The organism is Paenibacillus sp. J5 (assembly GCF_054955055.1).
The window spans coordinates 298,273-312,232 of record NZ_JBUEDD010000005.1; the positions used below are offsets into that span (position 1 = coordinate 298,273).

General features: G+C 52.2%; 11 protein-coding genes and 1 pseudogene. 1 reads left to right on the forward strand and 11 read right to left on the reverse strand.

The window, feature by feature from the left end; all coding sequences use genetic code 11:
- Positions 1-106 precede the first annotated feature (106 nt).
- The 5 genes and pseudogenes from ACY1JZ_RS11390 to ACY1JZ_RS11410 all read right to left on the reverse strand — a co-directional run.
- Positions 107-442 (reverse strand): annotated as a pseudogene (locus ACY1JZ_RS11390) (sigma-70 family RNA polymerase sigma factor); the annotation flags it as partial.
- A 61-nt stretch (positions 443-503) separates the two neighbouring features.
- Complete coding sequence (locus ACY1JZ_RS11395; RefSeq protein WP_462629243.1) at positions 504-1,094, reverse strand: ATPase; 591 nt, start codon at positions 1,092-1,094, stop codon at positions 504-506.
- Positions 1,095-1,449: 355 nt separating this feature from the next.
- Positions 1,450-2,151: an RNA polymerase sporulation sigma factor SigK gene (sigK, locus tag ACY1JZ_RS11400; RefSeq protein ID WP_270164506.1), complete on the reverse strand. Its 702-nt coding sequence runs from the start codon at positions 2,149-2,151 to the stop codon at positions 1,450-1,452.
- 309 nt (positions 2,152-2,460) lie between these two features.
- The gene (locus ACY1JZ_RS11405; protein ID WP_462629245.1) at positions 2,461-3,117 is read right to left on the reverse strand and encodes a GNAT family N-acetyltransferase; all 657 of its coding nucleotides are present in this window, start codon (positions 3,115-3,117) and stop codon (positions 2,461-2,463) included.
- 252 nt (positions 3,118-3,369) lie between these two features.
- Positions 3,370-3,918 (reverse strand): TetR/AcrR family transcriptional regulator, encoded by a 549-nt coding sequence (locus ACY1JZ_RS11410; protein ID WP_462629246.1) that lies wholly within the window; start codon positions 3,916-3,918, stop codon positions 3,370-3,372.
- A 155-nt stretch (positions 3,919-4,073) separates the two neighbouring features.
- Between ACY1JZ_RS11410 and ACY1JZ_RS11415 the strand changes: the two genes are divergently transcribed.
- The gene (locus ACY1JZ_RS11415) at positions 4,074-4,739 is read left to right on the forward strand and encodes a 3'-5' exonuclease (protein WP_462629247.1); all 666 of its coding nucleotides are present in this window, start codon (positions 4,074-4,076) and stop codon (positions 4,737-4,739) included.
- Positions 4,740-4,822: 83 nt separating this feature from the next.
- On the opposite strand, the gene ACY1JZ_RS11420 is transcribed toward ACY1JZ_RS11415, so the two are convergent.
- The 6 genes from ACY1JZ_RS11420 to ACY1JZ_RS11445 form a co-directional block, all read right to left on the reverse strand.
- Positions 4,823-5,860 carry a cysteine peptidase family C39 domain-containing protein gene (locus ACY1JZ_RS11420; RefSeq protein WP_462629248.1) on the reverse strand — a complete coding sequence of 346 codons (1,038 nt, stop codon included), beginning with the start codon at positions 5,858-5,860 and terminating at the stop codon, positions 4,823-4,825.
- Positions 5,861-5,905: 45 nt separating this feature from the next.
- On the reverse strand, positions 5,906-6,661 hold the full coding sequence (locus tag ACY1JZ_RS11425) for an NAD-dependent protein deacylase (protein ID WP_270164511.1): 756 nt from the start codon (positions 6,659-6,661) through the stop codon (positions 5,906-5,908).
- A gap of 270 nt (positions 6,662-6,931) precedes the next feature.
- Complete coding sequence (locus ACY1JZ_RS11430) at positions 6,932-7,957, reverse strand: HD-GYP domain-containing protein (protein WP_462629250.1); 1,026 nt, start codon at positions 7,955-7,957, stop codon at positions 6,932-6,934.
- A gap of 339 nt (positions 7,958-8,296) precedes the next feature.
- Complete coding sequence (locus tag ACY1JZ_RS11435) at positions 8,297-9,253, reverse strand: 3'-5' exoribonuclease YhaM family protein (protein ID WP_270164513.1); 957 nt, start codon at positions 9,251-9,253, stop codon at positions 8,297-8,299.
- Positions 9,254-9,406: 153 nt separating this feature from the next.
- Positions 9,407-10,960 (reverse strand): MDR family MFS transporter, encoded by a 1,554-nt coding sequence (locus ACY1JZ_RS11440; protein WP_462629251.1) that lies wholly within the window; start codon positions 10,958-10,960, stop codon positions 9,407-9,409.
- 286 nt (positions 10,961-11,246) lie between these two features.
- A complete protein-coding gene (locus ACY1JZ_RS11445) occupies positions 11,247-13,931 on the reverse strand; it encodes a family 78 glycoside hydrolase catalytic domain (protein ID WP_462629253.1) in 2,685 nt (894 codons plus the stop codon).
- Positions 13,932-13,960: the final 29 nt, after the last annotated feature.

Genomic DNA, 13,960 nt, shown 5'->3' on the forward strand with positions numbered 1-13,960 from the left:
GTACGTAAGCATCGACATACACCAAGAACTCGAAATACATGTCAAGATCATAAAACAAGCGGTCACTACCTTGTCGAATACAAGGCAGTGACCGCCACATTAACGCTTATTTCTTCGCCTTATAAAACTCATGGTACAGCTTCATCAGCGCCCTCTTCTCTATTCGAGAGACATAGCTTCTTGAGATGCCCAGCTCCTTGGCGATCTCCCGCTGCGTCCGTTCCTCTCCTCCCGCCTCCAGACCGAACCGACCGACCACCACTTCCTTCTCCCGATCGTCCAATATATCCAGATTGCGGTAGATTTTGCTCTTTTCAATCTTTAATTGCACCTTGTCGACGACATCGTCTGTGTCCGTACCCAATATATCGATGAGAGTAATTTCGTTCCCTTCTTTGTCCGTCCCAATCGGATCATGCAGCGAGACGTCCTTCCTTGTCTTCGTTCTAATGTCATTAGTGCTCATAAGTTTTTAGCATTTATCTCATCTATACGCTCTTGAATTAGATCTGATCTAGGTGCTTCTCAACTTTCCTTGCCCACTCAGGCAGCTCAGCAGCTCGATAAATAACACTTTTTGGGCCGGCTTCCACAACGATCTTACCATCGGATTCACTATTATCGATCAGAACTAAATAATCGATGAGATCAAGATGAGCTAGTAAATTTTCTATGGAGGTATAGTGTCGCCTTATGATATCTTCGGATGGAATATGATGTCCGCCGTTTTTCACCCGGACGGCAACCCTTTCGATATTCAATCTATAATCGCCTAGTCCAACATAGAACATTACCACCTCGAAGCCATTTTCCTTCGCTTCACGCATTTGACGAATGACGTTGCCGCCAGCCAGCGTCGTCTCAATTGAAAAATCCCGTTTGTTTCGAATACAATCTCGTACAATTTTAATCGCTTCTTTCCCAGCACTCACTTTATGTCGCTCAGGTTGTTCAGCATCAATGGCGCGTGCAAGTGCATCAGCATCAATATTTATACTAACACCAATGCGATCCACAATGAGATTTCGAATTGTGCTTTTGCCACTGCCGTTGTTTCCAGCAAACACAAACATCGTAGCAATAGGACTATTCATTGGAGAGCTCCGAAACCTCGATACGTTCTATATCCCCATTGCTGTACTCTTTAACCATATGACCATCACTTGTCTTATACACAATGTATGTGCCGTTAGCTTTTGCATCCAATTTCGCCCGATCGCCTGTTAGTTTAATGAACTTATTTAAGTCATGAAGCCGGTTCACACGAATCACCGCCTGATTATTATGGTATTATTCAGGAATTAACCCTGGCCATCTATGCCTAAAATTATAGCATAAGGACCATTGCACAAACAGCAAAGCCCTTGCAAGAGAGATTGAAGTTCGGTTAAACAAAACAAGCGGTCACTACCTTGTCGAATACAAGGCCGTGACCGCCACAGTTAACGCTTATTTCTTCGCCTTATAAAACTCATGGTACAGCTTCATCAGCGCCCTCTTCTCTATTCGAGAGACATAGCTTCTTGAGATGCCCAGCTCCTTGGCAATCTCCCGCTGCGTCCGTTCCTCTCCTCCCGCCTCCAGACCGAACCGACCGACCACCACTTCCTTCTCCCGATCGTCCAATATATCCAGATTGCGGTAGATTTTGCTCTTTTCAATCTTTAATTGCACCTTGTCGACGACATCGTCCGTGTCTGTACCCAGTATATCGATGAGAGTAATTTCGTTCCCTTCTTTGTCCGTCCCAATCGGATCATGCAGCGAGACATCCTTCCTCGTCTTCTTCAACGAACGAAGATGCATCAGGATCTCATTCTCGATACAACGCGCAGCAAAGGTCGCCAGCTTCGTGCCCTTCCCGGCCTGATAGCTCTCAATCGCCTTGATCAGCCCGATCGTGCCGATCGAGATCAGATCCTCCAGGTCTTCGCCGGTGTTGTCGAACTTCTTGACAATATGCGCTACAAGCCGCAGATTGTGCTCCACTAATAAGTTTCTGCTCACTGGATCGCCTTCAGCCATCCGTTGTAGATGCAACGCCTCCTCAACTTCACTTAACGGTTGGGGAAATGCATTATTCTTCACATAGGATACGAGCAAGGTTAACTGTTTAATGAATAAGGCAATTGCACTGAACAATCCTGGCATTTCAGGGCCACCTCCTGCACATGTACGATGAACTTATGGAATTAGGGAATGCTGTCGAAATCCTTCCTCATTGTTCATGGTCACCTTATTGTATGTGGGCAGGAGCCCAGACGTGCATGTACCGTCCAATTCCAATTACAAATTAAATGAAACATCAGGTTCCAAGCCTGCTTCCGCCATGAAAAAAAGGCCAGCCAGACATTCTGACTAACCTGTGTATCTCAAGGGAGCTATTCACCTCGTTCTGCAACCACACTCTCACACCAGCATTATGATGTTAGATCGCATATTAAGGCGGCTATGGATACGCTACGCCTTCACTGGAGATATCGACATCTTGAAGCTCCAATTGCCGATCGTTTTCCCATTCCGTTCAATTGTTGAGGCATCATACTCATCAAATCCATTTTTAGTATAAAATCTTCTATTTATTTCATTGTTTGTAAACGTGACAAAAGATTCTGAATCCTTGCCTTTACTCTGCTGCTTAATGTAAGGAATCACGCAATCCTTAAGCATTTTGCTGCCCAACTGCTGGCCCCTGCTCGTATGATCCACCGCCAGAGACTCTAAGAACCAGGAATGGTGTTTAAGCTCCTTACTTGGTTCATGACCTTCGTTGAGTATTTTAAGAAATTTAAATACTTTCGTGATGCTGACCGTTCTGAATAATCTGAAGGCACCCGCACGGAAATAATCAAACAATCCGACACTCCTACTGTACGGACGTTCTACAATAGCATAGCTTTTAATCTTATTGTCCTCTTCTCCCACAAAGACGACACTTTTATTATAATAGGCGCCAATGTAAACCTGAAACACCTCTGTCATGAAATCGATAAAGCGATCCTCATCTTTGAATTCCCCTCTGATCTCATCACATAATGGATAATCTGCGAATGACACGGCACCCATGCGTGCTACGTCCTTCAACTCATCTATTCTTGGCTTTCTGTAGTTGATCATGTTCGGTACCTCCTCAATTTATGGATGAAATTAGTTACTCGTCGCTGTCAACTGCATTGCTGCACATGTCATCCGGCTCTAACTAAATCATATCTCTAGCAAGGTCCCTGTGGTAAGACACAATTGCAAGCAAACTATCCGCTAACGAACATGTAGCTCCCAAGTGTTCGTTAGCGGATAGTTTAGGTTGTTTTGATTATGGTACAGACGTTCACATAGCAGATATAATGGCAAGCATAGGGCAGGGCAGATCTATTCCCATAAGTATCCCAGCAGATTCGACAGGCATGAGGTCACTTCTTCAGCCGGCATGGAGAAATCATTCTCGGCCCACCATAATATCATACCGACAACGCCGTTTGTATAATAAGCAACGAGAAGCGGCAACGACTCGCTGGGCAATTGCACACCCTCCGCCTTGCAGACCAGGAGTATAGTGGTGAAAAAACGATTAAACGTATCTTGGAGCAGACGCTGTAATTCCTCCGATACCTCGACCACAAAGAGATGGTAGTACAGCCTTTTATTCTGTTGAATATCCAGCAGTACATTCAATATGACTTCATGGGGTGGCGACTTCAGTATGATATCCTCCAGCCATTGCTGCTCCTGTTGCAGAACATAAGAGATGAGCTTATATTTATCCTCAAAATGAGAATAGAATGTCGTGCGTCCTACAACAGCAGTCTGACATATATCGTTAACGGTAATTTTTCGAAAAGGCTTTTGTTTGAGTAACGTTTCCATTGCCTGCAAAATAGCCTCTCTACTCTTCGTTATTCTAATATCCTCCTCAAGCACGCTAATCTCCCCTTGCTCATTGAGTAAATGCCTTTATTCTACAGCCAGGCTCGAATTATATCAAGGGTCAGGACTCCTCTCTACAGTCATTCGCCTGATAATATGGTATAGTGGTTGTAGGCAAGCGCAGAAGTGTTGTGAAAGGGTGAGCAGCGATGAATTACATTGTGTTCGATCTTGAATTTACAGTTCTTCGAAACAGCAAGCATATGGCAGATATTCTGGAGATCGGCGCCATCATGCTCCGCGAAGAGCAGGGAACACCCATGATGGTCGATCTGTTCCATACTCATGTACGGCCCTTCCATCACAAGACGATTACCCCTCAGACGACCGAATTTACCGGCATCACACAGGAGCAGGCGGATCATGCGCCTACCTTCACTGAAGCGGTCTCTCTCTTCAAGCAGTGGCTCGGCGATACGCCCTACTACCTGTGCTCCTGGGGGCCAGATGACAAGCAACAGCTCGTGCGGCAATGCAGAGCCCAGAACATTCCGCTGGACTGGATCGCGAACTTCAATGATATTCAGCGGATGTTTACCCAGCTCCAAGGCAGCAGCCTCGGCCAGCGCATCGGACTTCAGCAAGCGCTGACCTTAACCGATATCCGTTTCTTCGGGACGCATCACAGTGCCCTGGACGATGCCTTCAATACGGCGAAGCTATTCAAGCATGTCTTCCCCCAGCTAGCATTCGAACAGAATAATGCGGCCTCCGATCCGCTGTACACCTCGAAGATTGTCTATTCCGACGAGGATCAGGAGGAGCCCGCCAATCCATTCAGTAAGCTAGCCTCACTGTTTAACGATGCGATATGAGGGCCACACCTTGCCAACCCGGCATCTCCTCCAGCCGTTCTTTCCGCCGGGTTGACCTTGTGCGGCGACTTAACCCCCTTGCACTACTGGCGCGCCAGCTCGCCTGCAGCAGATGTCCAGCCCTTGGCCACGCTCGCTTTCCCTTGTCTGACCATATGAAGCAGAATCGTTAGGCAGCGTTTCTCCTCCTCCAGATTGCGCTTCAACTGCTCGCTGATGGACTGCAGCAGCGAGGCCTGCCGTGACGCATTGTACTCCAGCACTCTATCCCGCAGAGCAGCATAGGCTCCCTTCAATCGCTCCATCCCGCGCTGCACAGGCCGATCCTCGAAGATGAAGCCGTTGTCCATCAAGTACGCCACCCGCTGCTCCAGCAGCCACTTATGCTCATAGAGCAGATCATAAGGGCGAGCATCCAGTTCTCCTGCGGTGCTCTCATGCGCGTCAAGCTCGGTCAGCAGCCGCTCAACCGCTTGCAGCCCATACTCAAACTCCTGATCCTCCACCTGATCAGGGCGCTTGCGCGAATAGAGGTAATATTCCAGATTGACAGCAATCTGCTCCAGATTGATCTGACTGTTAGAGGGGACATTGCGCTTCAGGAATCGTATCTCTGTCACAAAGCCTCGGGTGTGCTCCAGCTCCCAGTACCCCTGCTCCAGCTCATCGAATGAGCATCTTGCAGCAATGAATCTGTTATCCTGCGAATTATCCGCTATATACACCGTCTCCCGCTCCAAATCATAGCCATAGATAAAAAGCTCCTGCGGGAAATGCTCCCGCTGATAGGAGCTTGTTCCTGCGATATAGTAACGATCCACATAGATGAACAGGTAGTAGCCCAGATCGATGGATTCCGTAATGACATTGCGCAACGAATGATCCCATTTCTGCACAATCATATCCTGCGGCAGATCGTAGAAGGATATACCGGGACAATTTTTGAGCAATAGCTGATGTGAATCAAAGGTTAAAATCCCCCAGTCCTTGGCGAACCGCAACTGAATGAAGTTATTGAAGATCCACGGCCATACATCCTCATCCATCATCGAAAATAAGCAGCCATAAGATGTATAGGTGCTGACCTCTGGCTCACGAAGCATCAAGATTTTACCTGTCATCGTCTTGATTCCTCCTTTGCAATGTCAAAACGCCATCACTTGACCCTACAACGGCCTGAGCGTATCCATCATCTTCCCAACGCTGTCGCGAAGCAGCAACCGGGCCGAACGATCCAGCGGTGTCTCGCTTCTGTTGATCAGCACCAGCCGATCCCCCCGATACAGCCGCACCAGGCCGGCCGCAGGCTGGACGACGAGTGACGTTCCTGCGACAATGAGCATATCTGCCTCACTTATGGCAGCGGCAGCGCGCTCCAGCAGCTCCATGTCCAGATTTTCCTGATACAGTACGACATCCGGTCGGATGATGCCGCCGCACCTGTCGCAGTGAGGCACCGCGCCACCTGCCTCCAGCACGGTTGACAGCGGGTACGGTGTCTTGCACGTCATGCAATAATTGCGATGCACAGAGCCATGCAGCTCCAGCACATTATGACTGCCTGCCATCTGGTGGAGCCCGTCTATATTTTGGGTAACGATGGCCTTCAGCTTGCCCTGCCGCTCCAGCTGTGCCAGCATCCGATGCGCCGGATTCGGCCTGGCATCGGCATGAATCATAGTGTTGGCGTAGAACGCATAGAACTCCTCCGGGTACCGCAGGAAAAACGCCCGACTCAACAGCTCCTCCGGTGACAGCTTGTCCTGTCCCTGCGAGCGGAACAGACCGTCTGCCGAACGAAAGTCCGGTATCCCGCTCTCTGTAGAAACCCCTGCTCCTCCAAAAAAGACAATTCGACTGCTCTTCTCCACCAGTTGCTTGAACGCCTTCACATTGTCGCTTGCCTGAGCTAGACTGTCCATCCTGTAACCTCCCTAGACATGTTCAGATCGTTCTCCATACTCCACCGAGAATCTTCTGTTCTCGCAAAAAAAGACCCGGAAGTAGCAGCACCGGGCCGGAACACTTGCACCAGGACAAACCTACAAGCGGCTGATACGGTCCTGGCCAGCCGTAGTGTCTAGTATATCGTGCCTATGTATATCCAAAGAAATAGATAGTTACTTTACAAGCTAGCATAGAAAAATCGGAATTGTCAAGGATAAATTTGAATTTTTTGCAAATCAATCCAATTAATGCTTCTTGGGTGCTACCGAGACAATCTTCAACGTGGAGTCCTTGCTCAGATCAATAAAGACATCATCAATGCTAATGAGCGGACGCAACGGATCATGTCGATGAATCAGAATGATTGTCCCGCGTCTGCCATCTGTCAGTACAACCTCGTGGCTGAGTGTGGATTGCATCATCCGATCAATAAATATCCGGCACACATGCGGTTCAAGCTCGCCAAATGTATGGGTATTCATCTCCTGCAATGTCTGGTAGAATGGCGCAGCCTTGCGGTACGGGCGTTCGGACGTCATTGCATGAAATATATCGGCTATCGCGACAATCCGGCTAAGCGGTGCAATCTGGTCGCCACGCAGCGCCAGCGGGTAACCGCTGCCGTCCTGTCGCTCGTGATGCTGCAAGGCGACGACCGCTTGCATGTGTGTGGCGCCGACCGTCTCCTTGATCATTTCGTAGCCAAATATGGTATGCTTCTTGACCAGCTCGAACTCCTCGGTCGTCAGCCGATCCGGCTTGACCAGCAGATCATGTGGAATTTTGAGCTTGCCGATGTCATGCAGTGTGGCTGCCAGCGTTAGCTGCGCGAGCTCGCTCTCCGGCATGCCAAGCCAACGCCCGATCAGTGTCGAGAGTACGCCGACGGCCACATTGTGCCGATATGTATAATCATCCTTCGACTGCAAGGATGCAAACAGCTCATGAATATCCGTCGTCCCTGACACCACCTGCTGGATGATCGGGATGATCTCCTCACGGATCTCCAGCAGCGGCACTTGCTTCGTATAGCGAGCTTTGTCGAACAACTCTCGTACATAGGCTGCACTGGTATCCATCCGGCTCTGCACATTGGAGCTTCGGGTCTCCTCCTGTATGTATAAGCTGTCCAATTGGATACCGTGCTTGTCGATAATAGCAAGCTGTTCCTCATTCAGCACCGTGCGCGCTGGAGCAATGAATACGCCGTGACTGTTGAACAGATCCCTCTTTAACCTTTTGCCCAGAAAGGCCTTATTGATGCTATCCATCGGCTGGTATGCCTCCTTATTATAAGTAAGCGCTTTAACAAATCAGACCATCGTCATAGAGCGGGTGGAAGCTACTGGTTCTATAGCCCTGCCCTATTTATACTATATATCGGTTAAAATGATCAATTTGTTAAATCTATTTCCAGCCTTGTAAGCGGATGGCTGCCGTGATGTACCAGCTTGTTCCCATAGATGACAGCAACGCACAACAGCGGCACCCCTTACCAAGGTACCGTTGCTGTGCGTTGCTTCTCAAATCCCTGTGCGCTACCTAGGTATGTACCCTCGTTACCGGGCGGCAACGCGATGCGTTGCCAAGAGCTGAAAGCGATGAGTCAGCTACAGCTTGGTACGATAGATAGCCTTATTTTCCAGGCCACGTATGAACGGTGTCCATTCCTCTGATGATGGCATCGTATCCAGCGCGTCCTCCACCATCTGTAGCTTCGCATCCAGCGAATCGATATAGTGTAGCGCGACGGCCTCCGCCATCTGCGGCTGGACGGGGCTGCCCCACTCGCCAAGGTTATGATGGGAGAGAATCAGATGCTGCAGTGCCATCACCTTCGGCGACTCCGGCTCAATACCGCTGCGGATTGCCGCCTCGGTCATCCAATTGGAGGCCATCGCCAAATGCCCAAGCAGCTTGCCTGGCACACTGTATTCGGAGACGATGCCGAGCTGGGCGATCATCTCTTCCGGCTTGGCAATATCATGCAGGATGATTCCCGCAATGATCAGGTCGCTACTAAGGAACGGACGCTGGCGGCACAGGAAGTGTCCCAGCTCCAGCATCCGGGCGATATGATAGGCAAGACCAGCGTAATAGGCATGATGATGGGTTTTGGCAGCCGGGTAGTGCATCAGCTTGTCGCCAACCTTGTCTACACAATACTGCACCAGCGTCTTGATCTCCGCGTCCTGGATGTCTCCAATCGCCTGCTGAATCGTATGCAGCAGGTCAACTGGACGGATCGGAGCCGAGCGGATAAAGTCTGTCAGCGTCACGCCATCCTCAGGCGTCGCCTTGCGCATGCGCATGATTTTCACCTGGAGCCGCTCCCGATACGTCTGTACAATCCCTTGCACCTTCACCAGTCCCATCGGGAAGAAGGTTTCCTTATCTGTCGGGGAAACATCCCACTGCTTCGCCGAAATCTGTCCGCTCGCATCACATAATATAATATCGAAATAGTCCTTGGCCGGCGTATTGTTCGTCTGCTTGATCTCCAGCTCCTTGATCAGGTAAAAGCCGACGAACTCATCCTGGCTGCTGAGCTTGTTAATCTGTGTCACTTCCATAACCCCCTGCACATTTGCGCTCCGCCTCCTGCATTGGCGGAGCATATGGTATCCGAATTCAACTATTGTATCACAGATACAGGGATTATGGCTTGCATTTCATGTCTGCTTTCCGTTGCATATTACGGCGAACATTACGTGTTACATCTACTTATCCGTGTGGCGGTGAATACGTCCATTGCCGACCAGCAGCGCAAGCAGCACCCCGATCGCTACGAAGGCCAGCCCGCTAAGGAAGACGGTAGAGAACGCGCTGCTCCAGGCTTCCCGGATCAGTGCAACCAGCTTGTTCTGCAGCTCCGCAGGCAGGCCGAGCAGCTCGGGACGGATCAAGAGGCTGAACAGATCGATCTCCGGGTGACTGCCCAGAGCCTCTATCGCTGCGAGCAACTGCGGGTCGCTGCTCGCGGCTGCGAAGGCCTGCTTGACGTTGCTGTCCAGCCTATGATTCATAATAGCCGTGAACACCGTCACTCCGATCGTACCGCCGATTGAACGGAAGAAGGTCGCAGCCGAAGTGACAGTGCCTAATTGCGTTTTGGGGAACTCATTTTGCACGGCAATCATCAGTGTGGGCATAACCAGACCCATGCCGAGACCGAGCACGACCATATTGGCATACGCGGTCAACTGCGTCGTGTCAACACCCATCCTGCTAATCAGGTAGAAGCCCAGCGCTGCCAGCAGCATGCCGCCCGTCAGTACAGCACGGTAGCGAGTGACCAGGAGCAGCCTGCCTCCGATCACGCTGGCGGCGATGAGCGCGATCATCATCGGCGTCATCGTCGAGCCCGCCCTTGTCGGGGATACGCCGAGGATGCCCTGCATATAGAGCGGTACGAAGATGATCGCTCCGAACATCGCAAAGCCGAGCAGAAACCCAAGACTGTTCGTCACCGTGAACACACGGTTACGGAACAGCGAGAGCGCAATGACCGGCTCTTTGGCTCTGGCCTCCACGAGAATGAACACAATCAGCAGCACCGCGGCGCCGCCGAACATCGCATAGCTTTCCGCCGAGTTCCAGGCGAATTTGTCGCCGCCTAGCGACAACCCGAGCAACAGCAATACAAGCAGCGGCACCAGCACGGCTATGCCCGCATAATCGATATATACCTTGCTTGCTCGCTGTGACAGCTCACGGCGCATGCCGATGAAGATCAGAATCGCCGACAGCAGGCCGAACGGCACATTGATCAGGAAGATCCAGTGCCAGCTAATCGTATCCACCAGGAAGCCGCCGATGAAGGGCCCGATGACGGAGCTCAGGCCAAAGATGCCGCCGAATACGCCTTGCCATTTGGCGCGCTGCTCCGCTGTGAAGATGTCGCCAATAATGGTCTGAGACAGCGGCATGACCATACCGCCGCCCAGCCCCTGTATGGCGCGGTAGAGGATCAACTGCTCCATCGTGCCAGCGGTCGCGCACAGTGCTGAGCCCGTGGTGAATATGATCGTTCCGATCAGATACAGATAGCGCCGCCCGTACAGGTCAGACAGCTTGCCGACTATCGGCACCACGACTGTAGATGTAATCAGATAGGCAGTCGTTACCCACGCCATAATGGAGAAGCCCTGCAACTCGCTAAGAATAGTGGGCATCGCCGTCCCCACAATGGTCTGCTCCAGCGCGCTGAAGAACATGCCGATAATCAGCCCCGTCAGCACCACCCTCGTATTGATTCCGCCTCGCTCCTTCATATTACTACCTCCGCTGTCTGCTGGTGTTTGCCCTGCATCCTATTTGTCCGCTTAGTATGCTCCTTCCCAGCATGATCCATGCCTAACGGGCTGAAGGAAGCAGCGCTGCATAACAGCACTCCTCCCTCAGCCTAAGCATCGTATAATCCGATACCGCTCGGTCATAGCATGAATGCAAACTAGTAAACCACGGTGCAGCATCAGTTCTGGCCACCATGTAGCGAACTAATGGCAAAGCGAGGCCGTTCGTGTCCTTTCCCTAACCTTGATTAATCACCAGCAGCGTCTACTCCCATGCACACACGAACCGGTACACGCCTGAACCGATATCATAGCTACGTGATGCTTCCACGCTCCTTGCAGCCTGTTCTTCGCCTGCACCCACTGAACCGTAAGCTGTATTTCCCGTTGCAACTGCCAGCTCCGCAAGCGCTGGCAGCTTCAGCGCCTTGCCCGGCAGGTGAACGGTCGCCGTCGCATTAACCGGTACGGTGACCTCCAGCTCTAGCTGCCCGCCTCGCTGCTCCCAACGGACGGCATAGCGGCCATAAGGCGTATCATAGGTGCCGCGCGCATGCGATAGCTTGCCTCCCGGCTGCGGCCGAATAACGGCATGCTTGAAGCCGGGCTGCTGCTCATCTGCCTCTATACCGAGCATGTAGCGGAACATCCATTCCCCGACTGAGCCAAGAGAGTAATGATTGAAGGAGTTCATATGCGGGTCCTGGAAGCCATTATGGTCTGTCCAGCCATCCCACCGCTCCCAGATCGTCGTCGCGCCATGCTTGACCGAGTAGAGCCAGGACGGGAAGGTGTCCTTATGCAGCAAGGAGTAGGCAATATCCTGCATCCCGTTATCCGACAGCGCTGGCAGCAGATAGCCTACCCCGAGGAAGCCCGTGGACAAGTGTCCATCATTATCGGCGATCCGCTGCTTCAGTCGGGCAGCCGCCTTGCCGTGCAGCTCACCATCCAGCAAGCCAAAGTACAGGGCCAGCACATAGACCGTCTGCGTATCTCCCTTGATATGACCCTGTTTATCCACATAGGCCGTGGTGAATGCTTGAGCAATCTCGTTGAACAATTGCACATAGCGCTGCTGATCTGCTTCCTTGCCGAGCACGCCCGCGATCTTGGCCATCAGCTTCGTGCTGTAGGCAAAGTAGGCCGTAGCCAGTACATCCTTAGGCGTGTCCGCCGCAATCGAGAGCCAATCCCCGTAATTCGCGCGGTCATCGCCAAGCAAGCCATCGCTTTCTTCCTTCAAGTAGTCGATCCACGCGGCCATGCTGTCATAATGTCTCTCCAATATCGCGCGATCCCCATACGCCAGATACATTGTCCACGGAATGACGACACCAGCGTCACCCCAGCCTGCATTATGGGATGCGAACCAATTGATCGTTTCCTTAAACTTCAACCAGCCGCCGTCGGGAGCCACATCCGGGAAGGCCCCGTTCGGCTGCTGCGTATCGATGACGTCGATCATATATTTATGGAAAAACCGCGACACATCCATAATATAGGACGCTGTCCGCACGAAGATTTGCGCATCCCCTGTCCAGCCTAGCCGCTCGTCGCGCTGTGGACAATCAGTCGGCACACTCAGGTAATTGCCGCGCAGTCCCCACACAATATTCTGGAAGAGACGATTCACCATCGGGTCCGAGGTTTCCAAGCTCCCGGTGCGCTGCATATCGGAATGGACGACCAGCCCGATGACCGAATCCTCTGTCAGCTCGCCCCGATAGCCAGACAGCTCAATATAGCGAAAGCCATGGAAGGTGAAATGCGGCTCCAACTGCTCATTCTCCCCGCCGCGAGCGATATAGCGGTTCACCTGCTCCGCCTTCCGCAGATTGGCGGTATACAGCGTCCCATCCTCATTCAACATCTCAGCGTATCGCACCGTGATCTCGTCACCCGGCTCTGTCGCCAGGTTCAGTCTGGCCCAGCCCACCATATTTTGCCCCATATCCAGCACATAAGCGCCATCCGCGGTCACAGTCGTCTTCACCGATCGCCGCTCCTCCGTCACCCGGATCGGCGGCTCCGCCTGCACGACCAGCTCTCCCTTGTAGTCAGGAAACAACTCCGCCGCCTGCCAGCCTTCCTCCAGGAAGCCTGGACGATCCCAGCCCGCCCATTCCGCACTGACGTCGAAGGTCTCGCCCTTGATCAGATCGGAGTAATGAATTGGCCCGATGGCGGTGCGCCACCTCTCATCCGTGGCAAGGGTCTCATACGTGCCGTCTGCCAGCTCCACCTCCAGTTGCACGAGCAACTGCGGCTGATCGCCATAGATATTTTTGCCGTTCATCCCCACATAGCCAGCATACCAGCCGGTGCCCAGAATGACCCCGAGTGCGTTCTCCCCAGCTTGAAGCAGCCCGCTCACGTCGAAGGCCTGCACTTGAGTGCGCACGTTGTAATCTGTCCAGCCCGGCAAAAACAGCGCATCCGTCACCCGCTGCCCGTTCAGTCTCAGCTCATACAGCCCGAGTGCAGTCGCATAGATAACTGCGCGCTTGACCGACTGCCCGAGTGTGAACTCACGGCGAATATACGGACTAGGCAGCAGTCCGTTCGCTCCCGGCTCTGCCATGCGGCCGATCCATCTGCCCTGCCAGCTCTCCGGCACCCCCTGGAACCAGCTTCCTGCCTCGCTCCATGCACTCTCCTGCCCATCCTGATCCCACACCTTCACCTTCCACCAGCATGCCCGCTGGCTGGCATAGTCTGCCCCGGCATACGGCACGAACACCGATTGCTCCGACTCCACCTTGCCGCTATCCCACAGATCCGGCTCCTCCTGTGCCAGCAGAGCAGCCGAGGTGGCAACAAGAATTCGGTAGGCCGATTGGCGCTGCCGCTGTCCCTCCGCCTCCAATACCCAACTGAAGCGAGGATGCCCAGCGCTGCATTCCCACGCGCAATTGTTATATTCCAGCTTCGTAACCGATATTTTCATGGCTTCATCATCCTTTCAACCTTGTGACC